The organism is Paenibacillus lentus (assembly GCF_003931855.1).
Lineage (GTDB): Bacteria > Bacillota > Bacilli > Paenibacillales > Paenibacillaceae > Fontibacillus > Fontibacillus lentus.
On record NZ_CP034248.1, the window covers coordinates 4,583,629 to 4,605,071 of the forward strand.

Here is a 21,443-nt window from a genome sequence, read left to right on the forward strand (position 1 = left end):
CCTTTCGGATTAAGCTTATTTAGAGGTTACGTTACTCAACTTTCGCAGAGCGAAAATCGGCTTACTTGCTTGATGTGATTAGATAAACCCTGATTAGAATATGGATGTTGCAATAATAGAAAAACACCGCTTCATTTGGTAAAGTGAGAGTGTCGAATCAATCACTACCATACAGAAGAGGTGTCCTCTACATGATAGAGCAAAGCATATTACAAAATCAACTTCCAAATGAAATTAAACCCGCTTTTAAAGAGCTGAAAGTATTGCAACATTTAAGAACAGCTGGATTTAAAAAGAGATTTGGTTATACCTGTTCGTTTTTATTCCAGCTTGTCTTTGTCCTTTTGTTTCACCACAAAAACTGGTTCCGCCTGTTGGAAAGCGAGAAAGGTGATACGTTTCCTGGGAAGGATGCGATCTATCGATTCCTGAATCACAGCGGCTATGCATGGCGCAAATTTCTGTCATTGCTTAGTTCCTCCACTATCGATAAAATTCGCCCACTGACAGGTGAAGATCGCATGTCTGCATTTGTTGTTGACGACTCCATGTTTGAGCGCAATCGTAGCAAGAAGGTTGAACTGCTTTCTCGATTTAAAGATCATGCAACGGGTTCCTTTTATAAAGGATTTCGGATGCTTACGCTAGGCTGGTCGGATGGTCATACGTTTATTCCCGTTGACTTCTCCTTGCTAGCTTCGATGAAATCGCAAATAAATGGGATCATGCAAGGGATCGACAAGAGAACGTCTGGCTACAAGCGTCGGGTCGAAGCTTTGCTTCCTGCTCCTGAAATTATTCCATCGATGATTGATCGTGCGCTTTCCGCTGGTGTGCAGGCTTCATACGTGCTAATGGATAGTTGGTTCACACATGCTCCATTAATCCAAGCCATCGTTGATCGAGGCCTAGATGTGATCGGCATGGTCAAAGCGGATAAGAAGCGTTATCTTGTTGACGAACGCCGATTATCTTTGCAAGAACTTTATTATGAAGCCATCCCTGTTCAAGGAAAAAACAAGGGAATCTTACGCTCTATCCGTACCGAGTTGTCTCCAGGGATTCCAGTCATGATGGTTTTCGTGCGTCACCGCTCAAAAAAGAAAGAATGGCTTGCCATTCTATGCACCGACCTAACGATTTCGGAAGAAAAAATGATTCAGATATACGGCATTCGCTGGGATATCGAAGTCTTCTTTAAGTGTGCCAAATCCTTACTGCGCCTACAAAAAGAGTTTCAAGGACGCTCATATGATCTCCTTATCAGCCATACCACGATTGTTTTTTCACGGTATATTTTGCTAGCGTGGCAACACCGACAAAGTACCGACAACCGTACGCTTGGTGGCTTGTTTTATTTGCTATGTGATGAAGTAGGTCAGCTAGATTGGGCTGTAGCCTTAAAACAACTGATTGAATTAATCGAAGATATCTCCAAGAAAGCCAGTAAGAAGATCACAACACTCATTCAAACACAACTACAGCAATGGATCGCTGGCTTGCCCAGTTACATCAAGGCTTATTTGCCGATTTCAAGCTGCGAAAGTTGAGTTACGTTATTAATGGGGAAACAATAAATAAACAGGTTGCTGATATTTATCAGATTATGTATATAAAAATATCTTACGGTGACGAAGATGATAGGACTAAAGATTTTTTGTTTATGAAAGCAACTCCTTCTACGGAAATAATCGAATACTTTAATTCAATATAAAAAATTTTAATTTGCCTTCTTGCTAAGAACGCTCCTTGGTGAAATGTCTGCCTTGCTGCTAGAGGGACAAAGGGTGATGCCGAAAGCCGCTTTGGAACACGGCTTCCGTTTTCAGCTTCCTGAAGTAGAGTCTGCAGCAGCAGATTTAAACAAGAAGTCTTAATGATTTCTACCTAGATGAAAAGTGATCTCCGCAATGCTGAACGAATCCCCGGGCTCCATCGAGTAATCTTTATAAGGTGCGATCAGCTCGCCGTTTAACTTCGTGCCGTTTCGGGAGCCTAGATCCTTGATGCTGAAGCTAGCCTCCCGAATCATGAGTTCGACATGAGCACGAGACACCCCAGCCCCCTTCTCCACGTATTGAGCCAAATCCTCAGAACGACCGATAATAAAGCTTCCCTTCGGAAGTGGTATGCGTTCCGCCCCGATGCCTAAAGGTAATTGTTTTTCTAAATAATATGCCGCATTTCGAGCTTGCAATTGCTCCGACTCCGAAAAATCTTTCAGCAATACTGTAGCCGAAGCTGATGCCACCGGCTCTTTGCGCACTGCAGATTCTGCCGATGATGCTGGATAAGGCTCTTTAATCGTCACTGGTAATTCCTCAAACATAAGATCGCGGTCGCTCTCCGCTTGCTTCTCTAACAAGGATTGAGATTGTGAATCCGCTTTAATAAGAGACTCATTCCACCGCCACTTCTCCTCATAACGGTGCAGATTGCTACCAAAGCGGGAGCCGGGATTATTCCTATTGTCCTTATGATCATTATGATCTCTGTCGCTCCTGCCTTTCTTAGGCTCAAGATAAGCTTCAGACTCCTCCTGATGGCTATCCCCATTCCATTTCTGGCCGTTCTTATTCCTGAAAAGTCCAGCCAGGTCAATGATTCTCCTATTGATAAGCAGGACAAATATTATTATGGCTACCGATACCCCTGCGCTAATATATAGTCCGGCATCCGTTGGCTTATCCATATATCCAAACTTCCAAACTACCATCCCCAACAACACAGCACTTAGCCACAAATAAGTAGGCTTAATTTCCACTCGGCTAACCTCAGGCTGCTCGTTTTCGCCATCGGCTTCTTCCTCCCCGATAGCCCCCCTAAAATGAGTATCACTTCTATCTATAGCATCGGACGAGAAGTTCATTTTGCTCCGACTCGGGAGATTTTCTGCTAGTAAGAGATAAGGATCATTTAGCGAACTTCTCGACTGCTCATGAGAAAAAGGCGCTCTCCCTCCCCCGCCTTCACTCGGACCAAGAATTGTTCCGTGCCCCACTGGAGGAGCAGGAGGAGCTTCATCAAGCAGCAGGGAAATCAGCAAACTTTTTAGCCCAGTAACCGAGAATAACTCTCCTCCGCATAAACTGATAATTTGCTGTATTCCGCTTCCTTCCATATCCGTTACCCTTGTCATTAAACGATTGACTAGAGTTAGCAGAGCCTGAGCGATAGACTGCTTCCTCGAAATATCAAGTAAAGGTAGGTAAACTAAATAAACCATACCACTGGATAATGATTCTTCGATAAAAATATGATTTTCATCCAACAAATAATTCCCGATAGTTAACATGTACTCCTTGCTATGATCAAGCACCTTCATAATTTGCAACAGGAGGCTGTAAAACTCTGTCATTGTCATTTGGTCGCTCTTTAAGCATTGAGCCAACATTCTTTTCCCTGTAATTTCATAATACAGCGTAACTTCAAAATCAATTTCCCTAACCTCTAGCGGCAGCAAATTAGGGATCGTCACGGAGGTCAGCATATTCCTCTGCACCCGGTTCAAATGCTCGGTATGCAATCCTTCCTCCGTATTTATCACCATATATGTTCCGTCGTTCCTGACAAAATCGGTCACAAGGGCGGCCATTGTTGCCCACCTCCTCGCTTTTAGGAATAGTAAACTGCCATGATGGCACCGGGCAGCACAGCTAGCATAAATGGAAAGGTTAGCGGTTTATCCTTCGCCGTAAGAGCTTGTATCGGACTTATACTGCGCAGCACAATTAATCCAAGAACACTACGTAGTACGCCGCCAAGGCGTACCATCATTTCTCTTCTGCAAATAAGAATGAGAATGCCGATGCATCCGGCAGCTAATATCGAATACAACAGTATTGACAAGGTCAGCGGCACTCCTACCCAAGCCCCGATTGCAGCGAATAATTTCACGTCTCCGCCTCCCACAGCTCGTGCTACATACATAATTGCCATTATTCCAAAACCAACGACGGCACCCTTTACTGCAAATAGAAAGCCTGTTCCACCATTTGTAATTACATGATATGCAGTGCCTAACAATGTCCCGGTTATCGTAATTATATTTGGAATTTTCATCGTAAGGATATCGGTTACAAACGCGACGGCAAGCAATATAAAACAGCCCCAAATTTCTAAATGCATGACCAAATCTCCTTAGTTCTTCTTATTCGGACTCGCGACAACAAACTCTGCCGTCGTTCGCAGGCCATCCCCCGTCTCAACAACAAACGTCCAAGTACCTGGCGTCGTATTCCCCCCTACAAGCCATTGCCACTCTACAACCCCATGCTCATCGGCGGAGGCTTCACCCAAATATTTAGCTTGGCTTACCCCGCTTTTATAGTAAACCGTCAGTTTGGCAACCGTTCCTGGTTCGACTTTCGCGCTAACCCGTGCTTTATGCCCGGCAAATGCTGGCTCTGGCTTCGACAGAATGATCGGTGCCTGTCCCTCATCCTGCTCCTCTTTTCCGTACCCCCTCAACTCCCCGGTGTCTCCAATCCAAAGGCGTTCCTGGGCCCTCGCCTGCAGTACAACTTTCCGGTTGGAAAACGGTATTTTTATCGGCAATTCGTAACTTAGCTCGATGCCGAAATAAGGAATTCTCCCCGTTTTTAAGTCAGGTACGGTAATTCGGCTAACATGAACTCGTTCTTCACGAAGCAGCGTATTCTGCACAAACGGCTGCAAAAGCGGCTTCACCACAGGATCAAGAATCGTTTCCAGTACACTATTTTTAATATCATTCAACGGCTCATCTCCCTTGGCGGCAGCATCCAATATCCATCTGGATAAAGGCTCGGGAAGTGAATCAGCATACTGACCAGCCCATTCCGATAAAGATAGCTTGGGCATGCTCCAATCAAATACACTCTCCTGTTTGCTAGCATCACTTCCGCTGGCCGCATCCTGCTCCGAGTATTTATCGACAGCCAGGGCAACAGGATAGATGTGCGCAGACACTTGCTTAACCACGTTTGAGGCAACGATTTGCATCTGTAGGGAATAGACGGTCATCTGAACCATGTAGATAAAAAAGAACATGACTATAATAAAAACAGGCATGACAAGCGATGCTTCCAGCACCATACTGCCTTGAGAGGCTTTATCAGAAGTTTCAGTACGAATAATGCGCTTGCTTGACAACATAATATTTGCTTCCTTCCACCCGTCCCTTTAGAGCCCCAGCACTTCCGATTGCTTTGGACACACCAGGCAAAAACCATAATGGCAAAGCTGCGGTAACTTCTCCTTTAATATAAGTAGCTCGTTCATCCGGGTTGATTCCCGTCTTAAAACGGATGACCGCTATCATCCGCGATAGCCGCTGTTCGCTGCCTCCGTGCAGCAATAGAAATAATCGAAGATGATCCCTGTACGTTAGGTTGATTTTTAAAAAACTGCTCAGCGGTATGCTACCCTTCTGACATAAAAGCACCATATCCTTGATCGCCTCTACTACTCCGTGCAGTAGAGCGGAAGCCAAGATCGCTAATGGATTGATCTTGTTAGCATGCTTGATCAGTCCTTCCATCGTGCGAATTGCCAAGCGCATCGTAAATATCTCTCCATAAACCGCAGCGACATTTCCTGCAGGATTATGAAATCCGTACAATATGTACTCTACCTCCTGCCGTTCCGGAGCAAATTGCTCGACTATCGCCTCCAGCTTGTCCGGCCTACCTTCCATAAGTCCTTTCAAGGTACTGACATCAAAAAATTCAAAATAACTGGTAACGTACTCGGTCTGGTAAGCATTGTCCGTTAGGCTTGACAGTATCTCTGACAAAGAAGCATATAAAGCATCCATGCCCCCCATCGCCTGTTCGCCTGTCTCATAAGGATCAGTGCCGCGCTTCCTCGAATTTTCTTCCGATTCAGCCGTCTGATCCTGATTCAATTTACGATTGCCGTCAAAATAACCTTTCAGCAGGTCAAACTGCTTCTGATGCTCGCCCATCTTATTCTTCAAATCCTCGATTTGCTTGAGCAAATTAGATACTTCCTTCAGCTCAGCGGCGGCTTGCTTTTCCGTCTGCTTGCGTTCAGCATCGCTAGTACGGTGGGCCTCCAAAGTAGCCTTGAATCGCTCCAGAATGTTGCCGCTACCGGAATCAACATAGGTTCGCAAATAACGATCGATATTACGACTGGCCTGAATCGTCTCCGATTTAAAGGCACTTATATTTCCAAATGAAACCGCACCAATAGCAGAAGACTTCGAAAGTAATGAAATTACCGTTTGGCGAGCGTTATTAAAACTCGACTCCTGTGCCTCAATGCCTGCCTCCAAGTCTGCAATAAAAGATTCCTGCAATAATAAGGATTGACTCTTATTCCGAATTCCAGCGAGCTCCATTTCCCCCGTAACAGTATCCTCTCCTCCCGTGCTAGGCGCCGCGGATACTGAGTTATATCCGTGCTGTGCCGATCGTTTCTCGGACTCACGGATTACTTGGCGCATTTGCTCGTTAATTTCTCGAACTTCACTTAATAGGAGTCTGGCTGCCGTCAGCTGCTGAGCATGCTGCCTTTCAGCATTCCGATTCGCATCTGAAAGAGCGTCGAAGGCAGCCCGCGTATCGTATCGGAAATCAGCCAACAAGTCGGTATAAATTTGGTCGGATGCTTCTCTTTGCTGATCCTCCTCCCATTTTTCTAAATAATCCTGGTATTGGGACGCTGCATCGGAAATCAAGTAAATACGATCACCGAGCGGTTTGTTTGGAATAGAGGCATAGTTCAAGCGGGCTAATCGGTCAGAATAACCCTTTGCCGAGAATGCAGCTTGTTTCTGCGCTGCAAGCAATTGATCCAGCTTCTCTTCCCGCCTGTCATACAGTTTCTGAAGCTTGGCTAGCAAATCAACCGTATTAGAGGCTTCCTTCATGACCTGCGATAGCGGTTTGAACTTATTGATCACCTCAATTGCGAGGTCGATCGGAGCTTTGTATTTCATCTCCTCCCGGATTTGCTGCGCAAACACAGAGTAATCCCCCAATGGCCGCAGCATTTCTATGGAAGAGGCATCCAGTCTGGCTCCCATAATCGGTAAATCATCGCTCCGGATAACAAGATCGAAATTGTCCTGAAGTACCTTGGACATAATATAATTCCCGTCTGTCTCGCCAAATGCAAACAAGCCATAATCCTCTAACAATTGTTTATCGTAAGCGGATAGCACTGAACGGACTGCCGCATGAGCAAGCGCCTCTGCCCTCGCCTGCAGTGCAGACATCCTGGCAAAATCAATGAAAATAGCTACAAAGGCGAAGACAGCCGCAAAAATAACGATCAAAAATACCGTCACTGCCCCATGTTCGGAACGGCGCTTGTCAAACATAAGAACCTCCTTCTGAAAGATAAATCCTTATTTCGCATATAATCTCAACGCTTGGCTTGCCTCCCTCTGACTGACATGCTCCTTTCCGGTTCCTTGGAATCTCGCCCCGTAATAACGCACCAGTTCCACAGTTCGAATCCATTCCGTCGGCTCCACAACATAAGCGTCGGAATGTCCCGATTGCGTGACGTCCCCGATCACTGCTTCGAGTGGGGAAAGAGGAACATAACGATTCAAAGATACGGAAATTTTGCGAAACAGCAGCCTATTATCGTATTTCATCTGCCCGTTCATTTCGCCCGGAATTTCCCTCCCGGTATTTTTAAGTTTCCTCAAAGGGAGATCCCCTTCCGCTTCTCCTCCGTGCGGCAGCTCCAACACAGCCGAGAAATCCCCCTCAAACGAACCGAAAAGAACATGAAGCATTCCGTCATCATATAAGCGCCAATAGAGGGAATCATACTGTTCTTCCTCATAAGCCCCTGTCTGGGGATTACGAAAGCTATTGTCCCAGGTGTACGCACTTCGCTCAGCCGCAACTGCAGCCGCATGTCCAAGTACAGCATTCTGATATAAATACATGCAAAAAAACAAAAGCAGCAGTATTGCGAAAAATATGACCGGAAATACGAGTGAGGCTTCTATCGTAAAATTTCCATCTTTATTCTGGAGCAGCTTCACTACTCTCCGCCATCCATGAAAGAGTTGGTCTTTTTATCAGCCTTCGAAAGTAAATTCTCAATAATTGCCTTTAATTCTTTACGAAATATAACCGCAATAATTACAATAACCGCAATAATCAGAATCATTTCGAGCATTCCCAGGCCGTCCTCGTTCCGCCAAAACTCTCCTACTCTTGCACGCACTACCTTCAACATCATTGAATTCCTCCTTGGTATAGCAAACTTTATAAATCCATCATCATGAATGCGGGAGTCCCCACTAGTATTACGATAATCAAAAATAGCATAACCATCGGAAACACCAGCTTGGATGAAGCTTGCTCCCCTAGTGTCTTGCTAACCGCTTTCCGTTTCTCCCATAACGTATGAGATAGATCACGCAGAGCTAGCACAAAATCACTGCCGCCTCGGCGATAATTGAGCAAAACAGCTGTCGTAAAAGCAGATACCTCCTGCATGGCACAGCGTCTGCTAAAGCCTTCTAATGCCTGTGCAAAGGAATAACCACCCTCACATTCTCTTTGCAGTTGAAACAGCTCGCGATACAAAGGATGCGCCTCCTGATCCCGCTTTCGTTCCAGGCACTGTTTGATCGCCTGCTGAACGGTTGAACCAGCGCCGACCAGCAGGATGATCTTATTCAGCAGCTCCGGCAGTTCAAGTATAATTTGCTGCTCTCGCCGCTTTACCTTGCTGTGTAAATCTTGGATCAGCGCAACCGGAAGCAGAACGGAGAGTACTGCTCCAGTGAGAAATCCGCTGCCTTCTCCCTTCATGAGTAAAGCGATGAAGCAACCTCCAGTTAGTAATAGATAACTGTAGGAGAGCATTTCCGCCAAAAACAGCATTGTATATTCCGCACCTTGCCGCTGACCGTTAATCCGGCTTATCGAACGCTGAATTTTGAAGAAAAACACGGGAAGCTTTTGCGACACTTTCGCCTGCTCTAGAATATAAAGCATAGGAGGAGCGATTCTTTGCAGCCGGATACCATCCAGCTCCATCTTAGCCACCCCAGGGTACTGATGCGACGATCTGCGGTACAGCAGCCCCCATAGTATGAGCAGTATGATCATAGCTCCTCCCCAAAGCAAAGCCATTTCCCTCCCTCCCTAAACCCGGATATCCATAATTTTCATCATGATCCAAGAGCATGCGACAAATAGAATGAGGGCAATAGCTGAAATGATCAGACCGACTCCTTGATAAAGCGGCTGCATATAGTCTGGAGAAGTCAAGTCCATAAACAATAAAAACAAGACAGGAGAAGCCAGCATCGCTTTTGCCTCAAAACGTTTCTGGGCGATCATAACCCTGATTTCCTGGCTGATTTCCAGCTTCTCACTAATAATGGAAGAGGTTCTCCTTACCACTTCTACCAAATCCCCTCCGGAACGTTTGCAAGTTGTGAATACATCCGCAAAATTGCTAATATCCTCCATGCCGGCTCGTCTGCTAAAATCCTGCAAGGCGTCCTCAACAGGCTCCCCATATTCCATGCGTGTACATATAATTCCAAGCTCGATCATGAGATCATTCTTCCCGTCTGGATATAACAACCGCAAATCTTGAATCGCTTCGCGAAATCCATTCTCTACAGAACGCCCCGCTGCCAAGGAGGACGATAGTGAATACAGCGATTGCTTAAAATTCAAACTCAGCGCTTCCCTTCTTCTACGCAATAGATATCTGCCCCACCTCTTCGGAACAAAAGCTGTCCCACAGCTTAGAATAAGCGCCAGAAGCCATGAGTGAAAAAATATATATCCGACAGCAAAAAACAGCAAGCCTCCCACAACCAAGCAGAACGCCGTTTGCTTTCCAGAGAGCACGTAATTCTGATAATTCGGCAGCTGATCTGTATCCTTTTTCAAAGAATTGGTTCTGCGGCTCCGCCGAAGCAAAAAATGATTCATCCCTTATCACCCTTCATTCCATTCCTGCTCTATTCGTCCCCTCTGATTCCGGTGCAATTCCAGCCAAACGCAGCTTATCGAGACGCATCAAGTTGCCCCGTCTTGCCAATTGTCCTCTAATTTTCCCTTCACGCTCTTCCTCTTCCTGAAAAACATATAACGGATTCAGCACCACCTCCCCCTCGCTTAAACCGCATACTTCTGAAATTTCCACCACCCTTCGGGAGCGATCTCGCAGCCGGGATAGATGGACAAAAATATCAATGGCAGACCCGATTTGCTGGCGTACCACTTGAATAGGCAACTCCGCTCCACTCAGCACCATGGTTTCCAAGCGGCTGATCATATCCCTGGTGCTGTTGGCATGGCCAGTTGATAAACTACCCTCATGTCCTGTATTCATCGCCTGCAGCATATCCAAAGCTTCGCTTCCCCTCACCTCACCAACAACGATCCTATTCGGCCTCATCCGCAATGAAGCGCGAATTAAATCCCGGACGGATATCCCGCCCTTCCCCTCCGTATTAGCGTTACGTGTCTCCAAAGAGACTAGGTTCGGTACCTTAACGATTTGCAGCTCTGCCGAATCCTCTATCGTGATCACTCGTTCCTCCGGCGGAATGTATTGCGATAGTGCATTCAAAAATGTCGTCTTGCCCGACCCCGTCCCACCGCTAATAAAAATGTTATATTTACCTCTAACCAAGCTCTGTAGAAAAGCTGCTGCATCCTCACTCAATGAACCCCATTCTACAAGCCGATCCATCGTTACAGGTTGATCGGGAAACTTTCTGATGGTCATTGTCGGTCCCTTTAGCGCTATAGGCGGAAGCACGATGTTCACCCGCGACCCGTTCGAAAGTCTCGCATCCACGATCGGCGATGAATCATTAACGACCCGGTTCACGGTAGATACGATGTTCTGGATAATATCCTCCAACTTTTCCTGAGATTCGAAACGCAAATCCACCCGCCTGACCTGACCATCCTGCTCAATAAAAATCTCCTCATGGCTATTGATCATAATTTCAGAGACCGATCGATCATCCACAAGCGGCTGAAGTACGTCCAGGCCTCGAAAAGAATCATACAGTCTGCGAATCCATTTCCGCTTCTCGGAAGCTGTGAGTTCATAGAACTCTTTCTCTCCCAGAACTCGGCGTTCAATATATTCCATTAACTGTTCATCCGTTAGCGTTGCAGTCATATCCAGGCCGGAACGAATACTCGACCGCAGCTCCGTAAAAAACTCCTCAGTCACTGCACTGTTCCCCCAGTCTCAATCGGGGGCCTTCCGCTGCATACGCTGTGGCATAACCTAAGCATATCCTTCTGAAATGCTGGCGAATGCAGCAGAGAACCCTGCCTTGCTCCTTCGCCCCATGAAGGAATATTAGGAAGCGTAACTTCGGCCAGCATTTCCGGTCTAGGCATGGCATGTGCCAATTCACCAGTGCATTTATTAACCGCGAACAGCGTTTTCCCCATTATCTTCCGGAATAGAGACGGATCTGACCGCTCCAAATGAGATAACCACAATCCGTTCTTCCGCATCACGTTCCATTCGTCGGCCAACAGCCAAACTAGTTTGTCGCAGTGCTCCAACACGGCTTCTGTCCGCGCGTTAGGATAAGAATCAACGTCAACGATGATGGTGTCATATAGACCACTATCTGCAATAAAATCCATCAACCTCACCGTATCTTTGTGTTCCATTTCCAGCATTTCATTCATATTGTCGAGAAGAGCAAAAGTATCTCCCTCCAATAAGGGATGTCTATGCGCATATGCCAAAAGCGGTTGTTTCAATGGTTCGTCACGCTCCCCTGCCGCTTTCAGATCGTATAGAAGCCTGGCTAGCCCTTGTACCTGATTCTGCCCTTCCCGCAAGGATTGCCCCTCGAATAAAATACCGCTATTGATCGTCTCCAAATTAAGATAAAACGCTTTGCGCCTCTCCTCTGCGAGCTGTTTCATCAAATGAATCGCTACCGTAGTCTTCCCACAGCCGCCCATAGCAGAATATACTCCGATGACAATCGCTCTGCCCTCTGCCGAGAGCTGAAGCCCTGCCCCTCCCCGAGTGTAATCAAGTACGGCAGACAGAAGCAGAGGCAGCGGCTGATATTTAGATATACTCTTTCCGGGAATATTGTCCTCCCCCCCTTCATAGAGACGAATCCAAGGCACATGAGAGGCTCCTTCGTCACCAAGCCAAGCCTCCAGAAATGTATTCTCCGCCAAAACAAGATCCACAAACAGCCGACTCGACTCCATGTATGATAAAAAAGCATCCTTGCGACTAAACGCCGTTACGGAAAAGCGGCGATCAAACTCGCTATGGCGGATATAGTGCAACAAAGGTTCTATATACTGTTCATCCTTAACAGCCAATACGAGCCGAACTGGAATCACCCTTATCACCAACTTCCTAGGAACGCAAAAAAAGCACCGCCCAATAACCGTTTTACGGTTGTTGGACGGTGCTTCCGTCACGAGTTCCTTAAATTTACAGTTATAGTATCATAATTCACAAACTCTAGCAAGATATTTTTATAAAATAGATTTATCCATCTTGTAAAAAACGCGCCTTATTCTCCAGATTAGGAACAAGGCATGAGTCATCCTTGCCAAACCATCGATAACGATTGGCGGCTACGACACGATATACGGCATCCCGAATGAATCGCGGAACAATGATGAACCCGTAGGCAAGCGGCCAGGGAAACTTCAGCCCCTTCGCAATGCGAAGCGCAGCGGATGACCGGGTATAGTATGCGCCGTTTTGGTACAGTACGATTGTATCCACTCTTTCGGATGATATTTCCGGATTCTGGCTGTCCTGCAATATTCGCCGTCCTGCTTCCGACTGAAGGGAGGCGAATCGAAAGCGGTGCCCTGGGTCGCGATTGATAATAAATTTGACAGCGCCCTGACATAGATGGCATACGCCATCAAACAAAACTACACTTTGCGTTTGCTCCATTTTTCGTGTCATAGATCGCTCACCTCGCTTTAGTTAAGATTATAACATCATCACGGGGAGCAACAAAAAAAAACAAGCGGGCCGGCCAAGGATGCTCCTTGACCAACCCGCTTGTTCTTCAATCTTATGAACGTTCCATAGTTTACTATGAGCCCGTCTCTACCGTTGATTGACTACCAGCTTACTGAGCCAGCGCTTTTTCGATCCACTGACCATGATCAATCTGCTGTCTGATCTCTCCGCTAAATCTATCCATACATTTGCAGATAAAGTCTTTACGACAAACCGGACAAGGAGTTCTTTGCAATCGGCTGATGTGCGTAAGCCGCCATTCCGGGTCTCGGTGAAAAAATACTCGGCACGCCGTACCATCAACCATCGTAACGATAAATTCGTACAGTCCTTCCTTTTCGTTGCTGCTGGCTTTGGTCACGTTATCAACACTCGGTCTGTAAGACATGGTCATCACCCGTATTATCAAATTTAAGTCCTAATTTTGTACTTAGACATATTAAATAATTTTTTGCAGTGTGTCAACTTGGAATGTTATGACAATAGCTTCATTTCCGACACTAAAAAAGACTTCTCCCGATTAGTATTACCCATGAGAAGTCTTTTAAAATCATTGTGCTTCAAAAAGTAAAAATTTACTTTAATATGACGTTATGAATTGATTTCTTTGAAGGTTGCATCATACAGACGGAACATAGTTTTATATCCCGACTCATCAATTTTAATGCCTACGTCAAGGCGGCCGGTAATTTGCAGCGGCTCCGGTTTGTATCGCAGCTTTACATCATCGGGCACAAACACGATCATGATTTTATTCCAGTAACTCTCATCTCCGTTATCGAATGGGCACTCCGCACCTGGCTCGGGTATGAGCAGAAACCAATTTTTTTCGAAGGATAATACTTCTCCCATAAATCCCTTAATCGTCACTGTCGATCCACTGAGATCCCAGAAGCGCTCAGAGGGCGTAGTCTGATCTTCTCCATCAAAAAACTCCGACCACCCGACCCTCTCTGGACCCGAAGTTGTTTTTTCCTCCACGGCTTGCAATTTGTCCTCTTTTTCTTTTTCTTTTTCCTTCTCCAACTTTTTTACTTTCGCTGCTGTAGAATCAGTGCTTTCAGTGTCCTGCTCCGTACTCTTCTTAACGTTTTCCGTAGATGCTTGAGCTGACGGGACATGTGTAGGATCTGCCTCTGATTTGTTCGTAGATGGTTCTGTTTTATCGCCTGTAACCTTATCCTGAGGTCTCTCGGGGATACCGTCAGTCGGATTGTCCACGGATGGTTCATTAGTCGCCTCTTCTTCCTCCTCTTCTACAGATGAGACCGATTCAGATTTCAATTCCGGTGAGGGCTGCTTTTCAACTCTAGCGTGACGCTGGGTATTCACTACCGCTGCAAAAGAACCTGCTTGCTCACCAGCAACTTTCTGACCGCATCCTTGCAGCAGACCTGCTGTAACCAAGAGTGGCAGAATGAGTATTATTTTTTTCAATCCAGCACCCCCTACGCTTTGAATAATGATAATGAATCCATCCGATACAATCGAAGAGCCGGCCCAATTGAGGCCACTGCCCCAATTAGCAGTGTGCCCACTGCAATCATGATATGATCGCTGCTCCACTCAAAGGGAGCAATTTGGATTCCAGCATAACTAAACAACGCATCTCTCAAAAAGTAACTGACTACATGTCCTGCGATGATTCCCAATATAAGCCCTGCCGCCGTTACAAAAAGCCCTTCACCGACTAAGGTCATTAGCACAAAGCGCTTCGACTTTCCAAGCAGACGCAGCAGCCCTACGTCTTTCGTTCTTTCATTAACAGCTGCGATCAGCGACAATAAAATGGATATCGCAGCCAAGATTATGCATAACAGCGTTACAAACTCGATGATTTCAGACCCTCGATCCACGAGGTTCACCACATCTGCAACAGCTTTGCTCGTATAAGCAGCCTGGACTTGATTCATGCTCTCTAGCTTTGACTTCAATCCTTGCGCTCCCAGCAATGTTGCTGGTTTAATCAAGATTGCAGTAATCTCCCGCTCTTCTGACGTTTCGCCATGAACAGCCCAAGCATAATCGAGAGTAGTAAAGACAGCCCGATCATCCGGAGAATTCAGGACGGGCAAGATCCCTTTGATGGTATAAGTGAAGCTGTCATGTTCATCATGATGCTCACCCTCCCCGCCGTCATCTATGCCTCCATGATAATCTCCTTCAACCAGGCCATGCGCTCCTGTGAAGGTGTCTCCTACATGAAGTCCTAGCATCCGAGCCACATATGCTCCAACAACTACCTCGCCAGTGTCGGCATACAAGATGCCATCCTGCAGCATTTGATTTCCATAGCGAGTCAAAAAATATTCTGGATCAATTCCCACAATCGGATATCCGTTGTAATTATCCCCAGTCGTTAAGGCGAAGGCTTTCTCAACGCCACTATCCTCAAGAACCAGATCCATAATTTTTTCAGGTATATTTCCGACAGGTGCACCTACATGGTAAAAAGTATTTAGCACGAGTTGGGTCTCGCTCCCCTCTGCACCGATAACAACGTCAAAAGGGCCATACCCCTTCCGCGCCCCTTGCTCGACACTGGCTCTCGAGAGAGAGAGCAGCAGAACAAACGCTACAGTGGCCGTTACGGAAAGAATGGTTAGAAGGGACAGAAATTTTCGATGCCATATATTTCGAATGATGAAATGAAAGAAATTCATATCGCTCTCTCCTCTCTGACGTTAGCCGAACGCTTTACTCCATTGATCCTATTTATTTCGCTAATATGGACGCATTTGGGAAATCGATCCGCCATATTTAAATCATGCGTGACGACGATTAACGTGTGCTGCTCGCCGCGGCAAAGCTCAAGCAAAAGACCGGTTACTTCATCCGCCGTTTCCCAATCGAGACTGCCTGTCGGCTCATCTGCCAATATGAGTGCCGGTTCGTTAATCAGCGCTCGGATCATGGCAACCCGCTGCTGCTGTCCCCTGGACAACTGTGAAGGCAAATGACGGCTGCGGTCAGCAAGATGGACCCGCTCAAACCAACTGTCAACCCGTTCTCTGCGTTCAGCTGCTCCCATTTTGCCGGACATCACAATTTCTACATTTTGTCTCGCCGTCAATGAAGGAATCAAATGAAAATCCTGCAATATATAGCCGATGTGGCCTGCACGGAAATTATCCCTTACTGATTCGGTCATACGATGAAGCAACTGTCCGTCGATTTGCACCTCTCCACTGTCCGCCCGTAGAACCCCGCTAATAATATGAAGCAATGTGCTTTTTCCCGACCCGCTTGGCCCGATGATTGCTAGCTTCTCACCACGATCAACCTTCCACTGCGGTATGTCCAAAATAGGAATATGATTTCCTCCCACCTGAAACCCTTTCTTCACCCCAGCAATATTCAGCATATCACTCGCCTCCCATCTCAAAATACAGGGAAACAGGAGAGCTGATCGTCCCCTGTTTCCCGACTTTATCTCATAAGCAATCCCAAAAACGAGCTCATTGTTATTTCAACATAATCCGTTCAGACAATGCGTCCCATTTCAAGGTTTGTCCTGTAATTTGGCTAAATGCTGTTAACGGAAGATAAAGCACATCATTGTCAACATCTATGGTAATAGAGGAAGAATTCCCGCTTAATTTAGCCTTCTTTGCATTCAGATCTACTGTAATTGTCCCGCTCATGCCGCTGATTGTAGCCGTTCCGTTTGCTGCCTGGTACTTACCGCCTAGCGCCTCAGCCAAAGGCTTAGCCGGAAATAGCACTTCTTTATTGCGGTTAATTTTGAATTTTGGATACAGATACTTCGATTGGAGATCAGCCGTAGCCTTTTTCAGATCAACACCGAGCACCTCCGCACTTGCCGTCGCGATCCTCGTATTGTCGATTTGTCCTTTCACTTTATCCGCGATTGGGCCGTAAGCCCACACTCCAACATCCACTGCGGAATGTCCGTGACCAGACCAGCCGACGAGCAGACGCTTAGAGATTACGGCATTATAACCGCCTTCACGTTTGTAAGAAGAGCCATCACCGTCTAGAATATACTGTGCCTCTTCATTCGTAAGATCAGTGATCCAGGTATTGTCCGACACGATTTTCTTTACATCCGCAATCGTCTTGGCTTCATTCAAAGCCGATACCAGGCTCTCGGAGGAGTTTTTCTGCTTGTTCCACAAATCAACGTTCAACTCGTAAATGTTGTCCCGTGATAGGGAAAGGCCGCCGGTCTCATGATCAGCTGTGACGACGACTGACGTATTTCCATCCTTCTTGGCAAAGTCGATCGCTACTTTAAAGGCTTCATCAAAATCTAGCGCTTCTTGCACCATCGTGGGGAAATCATTCGCGTGTCCAGCATGATCTATGCGTCCACCCTCAATCATGATGGCAAATCCATTCTCGTTTGTGGATAAGATTTCCAAAGCTTTCGAAGTCATTTCAGCGAGACTCGGAGTTTCATCCGAACGATCTGGCACATAAGCGATATGAGAGCCTCCAAACAGTCCCAGCACTTTGGCGTCTTTGGCCGAGAGGCTCTTCAGACTTTGACCTGTTTTTACAACTTTGTATCCCTTGGCTTCGAATTCCGGCAGCAGATTTTTATCGTTACGCTTGCCCTTTTCCTCTTTCGTAACAAAGAAGGATTCCCCTCCGCCAAGCAATACGTCAATCCCGCTGTCTAAGTACTGGAAAGCAATTGCGTTCTCATTATCACGGCTTCGCACATGTGAAGCGTATACCGCCGGAGTAGCATGGGTAATGCGGGCTGTCGTTACCAGTCCTGTCGACTTGCCGCTTAGCTCGGCTGCTTCAAGCACCGAGGCGAACGGCCTGGATACATCCTCGTTGGAAACGCTTATTGCCGCATTGTATGTTTTATTGCCCGTTGCAAATGCGGTGCCCGCGGAAGCTGAGTCCGTCACGATTCCGGAGACGATATGACCTCCGTCTTCGCCGCGGTCTGCATAAGTCGTCGCTTGTCCAACATAGTACGGATCCAGGTTCAGACTGTTAATATTATTTTTGTGTTGCTGAAAATAACGCGCAGCCGAAACTTGCGCGGGCCCCATACCGTCCCCGATCAGAACGATCAGATTTTTTGATTGCCCGTTCGAGCTTTCAGCTCTAGATGCATTCTCCTTCGCCACAGCCAATGTTCCAGCAGACACAACTGCAAGCACGATCCCCCCGATAGCCAAACCCTTCAACAATTTATTCACTAGATCCCCTCCCAAAAATGATCAAAACTATTACAAGTGTAGTTCCCATTATTTAGGAGAGTGTTATTTAATTGTTGTCCCTGTGTTAAATCTACAAATAGCGCATAAAAAAACCTCCTGCCGAAGCAAGAAGGTTGGAAAAAGTAGCATACGATGGATAGTATAGATATCGACCAAATTATACCAATTGGGAATTCGCGTTTATTTGGGCACACCACAAAAATAAAAGGGCGTGACTTGGAGGGCGTCTGACTTAGATGGATTTCATGTGTCTATTTTCCTTGCAAAAGCACTTTAGCAAAAATAACTGTATTTCGTGTATTTAAAACATTACTTTTTGTCTTACTAGCCTGTTTGTCTTGTTTTAACTACAAGAAATCCAGCTAATCTGCGCAACCAGCCGATACTGGATCATTTAAATACAACGAATACAGTTAAAGCGTGCATCTAACGTACGTTGCTTTTTTAATTACAACAAACCCTAATTCAGATATACGATGGGGCTGTCCAGAAAGTCAGTGAAAACTGACTACTGGCAGCCCCGTTTGTGTTGAATCCCAAAAACATGCAGCCAACACTTCCTCTAGGGGATATTGAAGAAAAGGCTACTTCTAAACGGAGCTTTGTTCCTACTTTCAAAACCTACGATAACCAGCAGATCCACATGATCTTTGATCTTCAAGATTTTATCCCCGTTGACCACGTCTCGCGTGTCATAGATGAAATGATCGAAGCGATTCCTGATGAGCAAGGAACAAAGCAAACGATACAAAAAGGACATCAAGCATGTACCACAGCGAAAGGCAATCGCCAGGTTCACTGGAATACGATCTGGGAAGAATTAAAAGCAAAGGCCAAAGCAGCCCTTGAATGTGAAGAGAAATCCGCGATCTATACCCGGCGTAAAGTCGAGGTAGAGAGCGTATTTGGCAACATCAAGGGCAATCGATCGTTCCGCAGATTTTCATTGCGGGGCTTGGACAAGGTTTATGTGGAATTTGGGATTGTAGCTTTAGCCCATAACCTCCTGAAAGTAGCAGGATTCGTCTCGCTACTTTCCTCAAAAGTAGTGTCACAAAAAAAGTTGGAGCGGAAACATTAAGTTTTCCCTCCAACTTTTTTGTTTAGGGACTTATGAGACAGCCCCTTCTCATCACTTCTGTATGCGGTCGAGAGGACTCGAACCTCCACGGGTATACACCCACTACCCCCTCAAGATAGCGTGTCTGCCATTCCACCACGACCGCGCATTTTGTTAGAAACGAACATTTTTCATTATATCTCTGTCATCGCCAAAAGTAAAGTGTTATTATTTAACTCCCCTTTTTTTCAAATTTCTGCGATATGCGGTAAACTCCAGATATTCCTGAATAAAAGCTTTCTCCTCGTCAGTTAATTGACTGAGTAAATGAACCCAATCGATTTCATCAACAGAATAATTCTCTCTGCGTTCAAGAATCGTTTGCTGTTGCCGCTCCCGTCCAGTCATCAGCCAATCCAGGCTTACGTCAAAGTAAGAGGCGATATCGATGAGTTTATTCGTACCGGGTGAAGATTTTCCACGTTTCCAGTCACCTAAATTACCGGTACTGATTCCAAGCTTTTGACAAAACTCCTTCTTGGTCATCGATTTGCTTATGATGAGCGATTCGATTCTTTCGTAGATGGACAAGTCTCCTACCTTCCTTCACTGAATAAATTACGTAAATAAGTCATTTTAGTTGTTAAATTACGTAATTGCGAGTATAATTTCATTATACCACTTCCATGTTCTGGTCGTTCCCTTCAGACTCATTATATCACAGACTTCTTCTTCTCCCCCACTTCTGCTGAATTACTCCATAACAACTGCAACCTAATGAGCATCTACGTATTGCTTACTTATTTTAGTAGATAGGAGTGTTCACAATGACCCATGATTCAACTTTATGGATTTTGGCTGCCCAATCCTTAAACCAAGCCCTTGCTATTACTGATGCCCAGGGTACCATACAGCATGTCAATCCAACTTGGACATCAAAGGCTATACAACTAGGTTTATCTCCCCTATGGGATCGTCCCGGAATTAATCTTATCGAATTTCTAAACCATCCAGATAGCCGTGAGATTTGTCCCCATGCTCCTATGTTCCTTGCTCAGTTAAGTAATATACTCCATGGGGATTGTGCTTTCTATAGTAAAGAATTCCATCTCCATTTATCTCTCTCCCAAGAACCGATATGGTTTCAATTAGAGGTCATCCCCCTTATCGAGCAGCATAGTTCCCTAATCAGCGGCGTTGTTCTTAGTTGCATAGATATGACACGCTACAAACGGTTTGAGCTGCAGCTTGTAGAAATCATCTCACAAATACGAACACTGCGTGGCTTGCTCCCGATCTGTGCGGTATGTAAGCGGATCAAGGATGAAGGTAATCATTGGGATGAAATTGAGAACTTTCTAATTAAGAATACCCATGCCGAATTTACCCATGATATATGTCCAGATTGTATCCGTGTACTGTATCCTAAATACTCTTCCTTCCTTGATCAATCTGATACTGAGTAGCAGTGACTTCGTGCATCCATTCTTTATGATCGAATAGGTTTGATTCTTTTTCTGCCCAACATTTGCCCTGCCGTCGCTCCAATAATTCCGCCAACAATTAGACCAATTCCGCCCAAATTTAATAATCCTGCCAGCGTGGCTAATGCCGCCCCCGTACAAGCTGCTAATAGATGCGGAAGAGTGCGTTCACCGCCGAATAATAGTGCCAAAAACAGCGCAGGAAGCGCAAAACTAAGCACAGTGGCTGCTTCGGAAGGTACAATTCCACCGATTCCGGCACCAACTATCGTTCCGCTAATCCAAGATCCGTACGCCGCCAATGCAAACGTTAAATAATATGAAGGTGTAAGCCTTTCGCCAGCTGCCGCACGATTAGAGGTGACAACAAAACTCTCGTCCGTTAACCCAAGTGCTGCCAACCACTTTAAAGGTTCACGCCAGTGCGCAAGATACGGCCCCATTGTAGCACCATAAAGGACGTGCCGCATGTTTACAAGAAGGATCGTGGCAATAATTGTAACTGGAGCTGTAGCCGTTTCAATCATGCTGATCAGCATAAATTGTGCTCCTCCTGAGTAAATCCATACAGAGCTAAACACGGATACGTACCAGGGGACGCCGCTAGCTGCCGCTAAAACTCCAAAAGTAATAGATAAGGGAAAATAGGCCAACACTATAGGCAAAACCTCTTTTAGTGCTAAAGCAATTTTATCTTGTCGACTCATG

At 45.9% G+C, this 21,443-nt stretch carries 21 protein-coding genes, 1 tRNA gene and 1 pseudogene; 4 read left to right on the forward strand and 19 right to left on the reverse strand.

The genetic code is table 11. The annotated features are described in order from the left end of the window. Positions 1–191 precede the first annotated feature (191 nt). Both EIM92_RS20780 and EIM92_RS24530 read left to right on the forward strand, forming a co-directional pair. Positions 192–1,550: an IS4 family transposase gene (locus tag EIM92_RS20780; protein ID WP_125081064.1), complete on the forward strand. Its 1,359-nt coding sequence runs from the start codon at positions 192–194 to the stop codon at positions 1,548–1,550. Between the two features lie 183 nt (positions 1,551–1,733). Beyond that, positions 1,734–1,877, forward strand: coding sequence for a DUF1731 domain-containing protein (locus EIM92_RS24530; RefSeq protein ID WP_281279639.1), 144 nt, complete (start codon positions 1,734–1,736; stop codon positions 1,875–1,877). Here EIM92_RS24530 and EIM92_RS20790 read toward each other — a convergent pair. The 16 genes from EIM92_RS20790 to EIM92_RS20865 all read right to left on the reverse strand — a co-directional run bounded on the left by EIM92_RS20790 (position 1,874) and on the right by EIM92_RS20865 (position 18,104). Further along, on the reverse strand, positions 1,874–3,595 hold the full coding sequence (locus tag EIM92_RS20790; RefSeq protein WP_125084469.1) for a DUF6382 and FHA domain-containing protein: 1,722 nt from the start codon (positions 3,593–3,595) through the stop codon (positions 1,874–1,876). The two genes, EIM92_RS24530 and EIM92_RS20790, sit on opposite strands and share 4 nt — an antisense overlap. 20 nt (positions 3,596–3,615) lie before the next feature. Beyond that, complete coding sequence (locus EIM92_RS20795) at positions 3,616–4,128, reverse strand: A24 family peptidase (protein WP_125084470.1); 513 nt, start codon at positions 4,126–4,128, stop codon at positions 3,616–3,618. 12 nt (positions 4,129–4,140) lie between these two features. Further along, positions 4,141–5,136 carry a pilus assembly protein gene (locus EIM92_RS20800; RefSeq protein WP_125084471.1) on the reverse strand — a complete coding sequence of 332 codons (996 nt, stop codon included), beginning with the start codon at positions 5,134–5,136 and terminating at the stop codon, positions 4,141–4,143. Beyond that, positions 5,105–7,330, reverse strand: coding sequence for a DUF5702 domain-containing protein (locus tag EIM92_RS20805; RefSeq protein WP_125084472.1), 2,226 nt, complete (start codon positions 7,328–7,330; stop codon positions 5,105–5,107). Before EIM92_RS20805 ends, EIM92_RS20800 begins: the two co-directional genes overlap by 32 nt. A gap of 27 nt (positions 7,331–7,357) precedes the next feature. Further along, on the reverse strand, positions 7,358–8,011 hold the full coding sequence (locus tag EIM92_RS20810; RefSeq protein WP_125084473.1) for a TadE/TadG family type IV pilus assembly protein: 654 nt from the start codon (positions 8,009–8,011) through the stop codon (positions 7,358–7,360). Then, positions 8,011–8,208 carry a Flp1 family type IVb pilin gene (locus EIM92_RS20815; protein WP_125085301.1) on the reverse strand — a complete coding sequence of 66 codons (198 nt, stop codon included), beginning with the start codon at positions 8,206–8,208 and terminating at the stop codon, positions 8,011–8,013. The genes EIM92_RS20810 and EIM92_RS20815 overlap by 1 nt, the downstream gene beginning before the upstream one ends. A 29-nt stretch (positions 8,209–8,237) precedes the next feature. Beyond that, positions 8,238–9,113 (reverse strand): type II secretion system F family protein, encoded by an 876-nt coding sequence (locus EIM92_RS20820; RefSeq protein ID WP_125084474.1) that lies wholly within the window; start codon positions 9,111–9,113, stop codon positions 8,238–8,240. A 12-nt stretch (positions 9,114–9,125) separates the two neighbouring features. Beyond that, entirely contained in the window at positions 9,126–9,929 is an 804-nt protein-coding gene (locus EIM92_RS20825) for a type II secretion system F family protein (protein ID WP_125084475.1), read from the reverse strand. 13 nt (positions 9,930–9,942) lie between these two features. Next, the gene (locus tag EIM92_RS20830; protein WP_125084476.1) at positions 9,943–11,190 is read right to left on the reverse strand and encodes a TadA family conjugal transfer-associated ATPase; all 1,248 of its coding nucleotides are present in this window, start codon (positions 11,188–11,190) and stop codon (positions 9,943–9,945) included. Continuing rightward, the gene (locus tag EIM92_RS20835; RefSeq protein WP_246021092.1) at positions 11,187–12,344 is read right to left on the reverse strand and encodes a P-loop NTPase family protein; all 1,158 of its coding nucleotides are present in this window, start codon (positions 12,342–12,344) and stop codon (positions 11,187–11,189) included. The genes EIM92_RS20830 and EIM92_RS20835 overlap by 4 nt, the downstream gene beginning before the upstream one ends. A 151-nt stretch (positions 12,345–12,495) precedes the next feature. Next, on the reverse strand, positions 12,496–12,927 hold the full coding sequence (locus EIM92_RS20840) for a thiol-disulfide oxidoreductase DCC family protein (protein WP_125084477.1): 432 nt from the start codon (positions 12,925–12,927) through the stop codon (positions 12,496–12,498). Positions 12,928–13,096: 169 nt separating this feature from the next. Beyond that, positions 13,097–13,375, reverse strand: coding sequence for a hypothetical protein (locus tag EIM92_RS20845; RefSeq protein ID WP_125084478.1), 279 nt, complete (start codon positions 13,373–13,375; stop codon positions 13,097–13,099). 203 nt (positions 13,376–13,578) lie between these two features. Then, a complete protein-coding gene (locus EIM92_RS24365) occupies positions 13,579–14,424 on the reverse strand; it encodes an LptM family lipoprotein (RefSeq protein WP_246021093.1) in 846 nt (281 codons plus the stop codon). Positions 14,425–14,435: 11 nt separating this feature from the next. After that, positions 14,436–15,650 (reverse strand): ABC transporter permease, encoded by a 1,215-nt coding sequence (locus EIM92_RS20855; protein ID WP_125084479.1) that lies wholly within the window; start codon positions 15,648–15,650, stop codon positions 14,436–14,438. Further along, complete coding sequence (locus EIM92_RS20860) at positions 15,647–16,351, reverse strand: ABC transporter ATP-binding protein (protein ID WP_125084480.1); 705 nt, start codon at positions 16,349–16,351, stop codon at positions 15,647–15,649. Before EIM92_RS20860 ends, EIM92_RS20855 begins: the two co-directional genes overlap by 4 nt. Before the next feature lie 100 nt (positions 16,352–16,451). Further along, positions 16,452–18,104, reverse strand: a complete 1,653-nt coding sequence (locus EIM92_RS20865; RefSeq protein ID WP_425464216.1) for an alkaline phosphatase — start codon at positions 18,102–18,104, stop codon at positions 16,452–16,454. A gap of 850 nt (positions 18,105–18,954) precedes the next feature. Here EIM92_RS20865 and EIM92_RS24370 point away from each other — a divergent pair. Further along, positions 18,955–19,203, forward strand: a pseudogene (locus EIM92_RS24370) (transposase); the annotation flags it as partial. Positions 19,204–19,334: 131 nt separating this feature from the next. Here EIM92_RS24370 and EIM92_RS20875 read toward each other — a convergent pair. Continuing rightward, positions 19,335–19,417, reverse strand: a tRNA-Leu gene (locus EIM92_RS20875). 62 nt (positions 19,418–19,479) lie between these two features. Further along, on the reverse strand, positions 19,480–19,842 hold the full coding sequence (locus EIM92_RS20880; protein WP_125084483.1) for a helix-turn-helix domain-containing protein: 363 nt from the start codon (positions 19,840–19,842) through the stop codon (positions 19,480–19,482). Positions 19,843–20,078: 236 nt separating this feature from the next. Here EIM92_RS20880 and EIM92_RS20885 point away from each other — a divergent pair, with 236 nt between their 5' ends. Next, complete coding sequence (locus EIM92_RS20885) at positions 20,079–20,717, forward strand: PAS domain-containing protein (protein WP_125084484.1); 639 nt, start codon at positions 20,079–20,081, stop codon at positions 20,715–20,717. Positions 20,718–20,740: 23 nt separating this feature from the next. On the opposite strand, the gene EIM92_RS20890 is transcribed toward EIM92_RS20885, so the two are convergent. Further along, positions 20,741–21,442, reverse strand: coding sequence for an AzlC family ABC transporter permease (locus tag EIM92_RS20890; RefSeq protein ID WP_125084485.1), 702 nt, complete (start codon positions 21,440–21,442; stop codon positions 20,741–20,743). Position 21,443 lies beyond the last annotated feature (1 nt).

Excerpts from the sequence above, each read along its gene's own strand:
- EIM92_RS20780 (WP_125081064.1), top strand. The coding sequence starts at position 192 with ATGATAGAGCAAAGCATATTACAAAATCAACTTCCAAATGAAATTAAA.
- EIM92_RS20790 (WP_125084469.1), bottom strand. The coding sequence starts at position 3,595 with ATGGCCGCCCTTGTGACCGATTTTGTCAGGAACGACGGAACATATATG.
- EIM92_RS20795 (WP_125084470.1), bottom strand. The coding sequence starts at position 4,128 with ATGCATTTAGAAATTTGGGGCTGTTTTATATTGCTTGCCGTCGCGTTT.
- EIM92_RS20800 (WP_125084471.1), bottom strand. The coding sequence starts at position 5,136 with ATGTTGTCAAGCAAGCGCATTATTCGTACTGAAACTTCTGATAAAGCC.
- EIM92_RS20805 (WP_125084472.1), bottom strand. The coding sequence starts at position 7,330 with ATGTTTGACAAGCGCCGTTCCGAACATGGGGCAGTGACGGTATTTTTG.
- EIM92_RS20815 (WP_125085301.1), bottom strand. The coding sequence starts at position 8,208 with ATGTTGAAGGTAGTGCGTGCAAGAGTAGGAGAGTTTTGGCGGAACGAG.
- EIM92_RS20820 (WP_125084474.1), bottom strand. The coding sequence starts at position 9,113 with ATGGCTTTGCTTTGGGGAGGAGCTATGATCATACTGCTCATACTATGG.
- EIM92_RS20825 (WP_125084475.1), bottom strand. The coding sequence starts at position 9,929 with ATGAATCATTTTTTGCTTCGGCGGAGCCGCAGAACCAATTCTTTGAAA.
- EIM92_RS20840 (WP_125084477.1), bottom strand. The coding sequence starts at position 12,927 with ATGACACGAAAAATGGAGCAAACGCAAAGTGTAGTTTTGTTTGATGGC.
- EIM92_RS20845 (WP_125084478.1), bottom strand. The coding sequence starts at position 13,375 with ATGTCTTACAGACCGAGTGTTGATAACGTGACCAAAGCCAGCAGCAAC.
- EIM92_RS20855 (WP_125084479.1), bottom strand. The coding sequence starts at position 15,650 with ATGAATTTCTTTCATTTCATCATTCGAAATATATGGCATCGAAAATTT.
- EIM92_RS20860 (WP_125084480.1), bottom strand. The coding sequence starts at position 16,351 with ATGCTGAATATTGCTGGGGTGAAGAAAGGGTTTCAGGTGGGAGGAAAT.
- EIM92_RS20885 (WP_125084484.1), top strand. The coding sequence starts at position 20,079 with ATGACCCATGATTCAACTTTATGGATTTTGGCTGCCCAATCCTTAAAC.
- EIM92_RS20890 (WP_125084485.1), bottom strand. The coding sequence starts at position 21,442 with ATGAGTCGACAAGATAAAATTGCTTTAGCACTAAAAGAGGTTTTGCCT.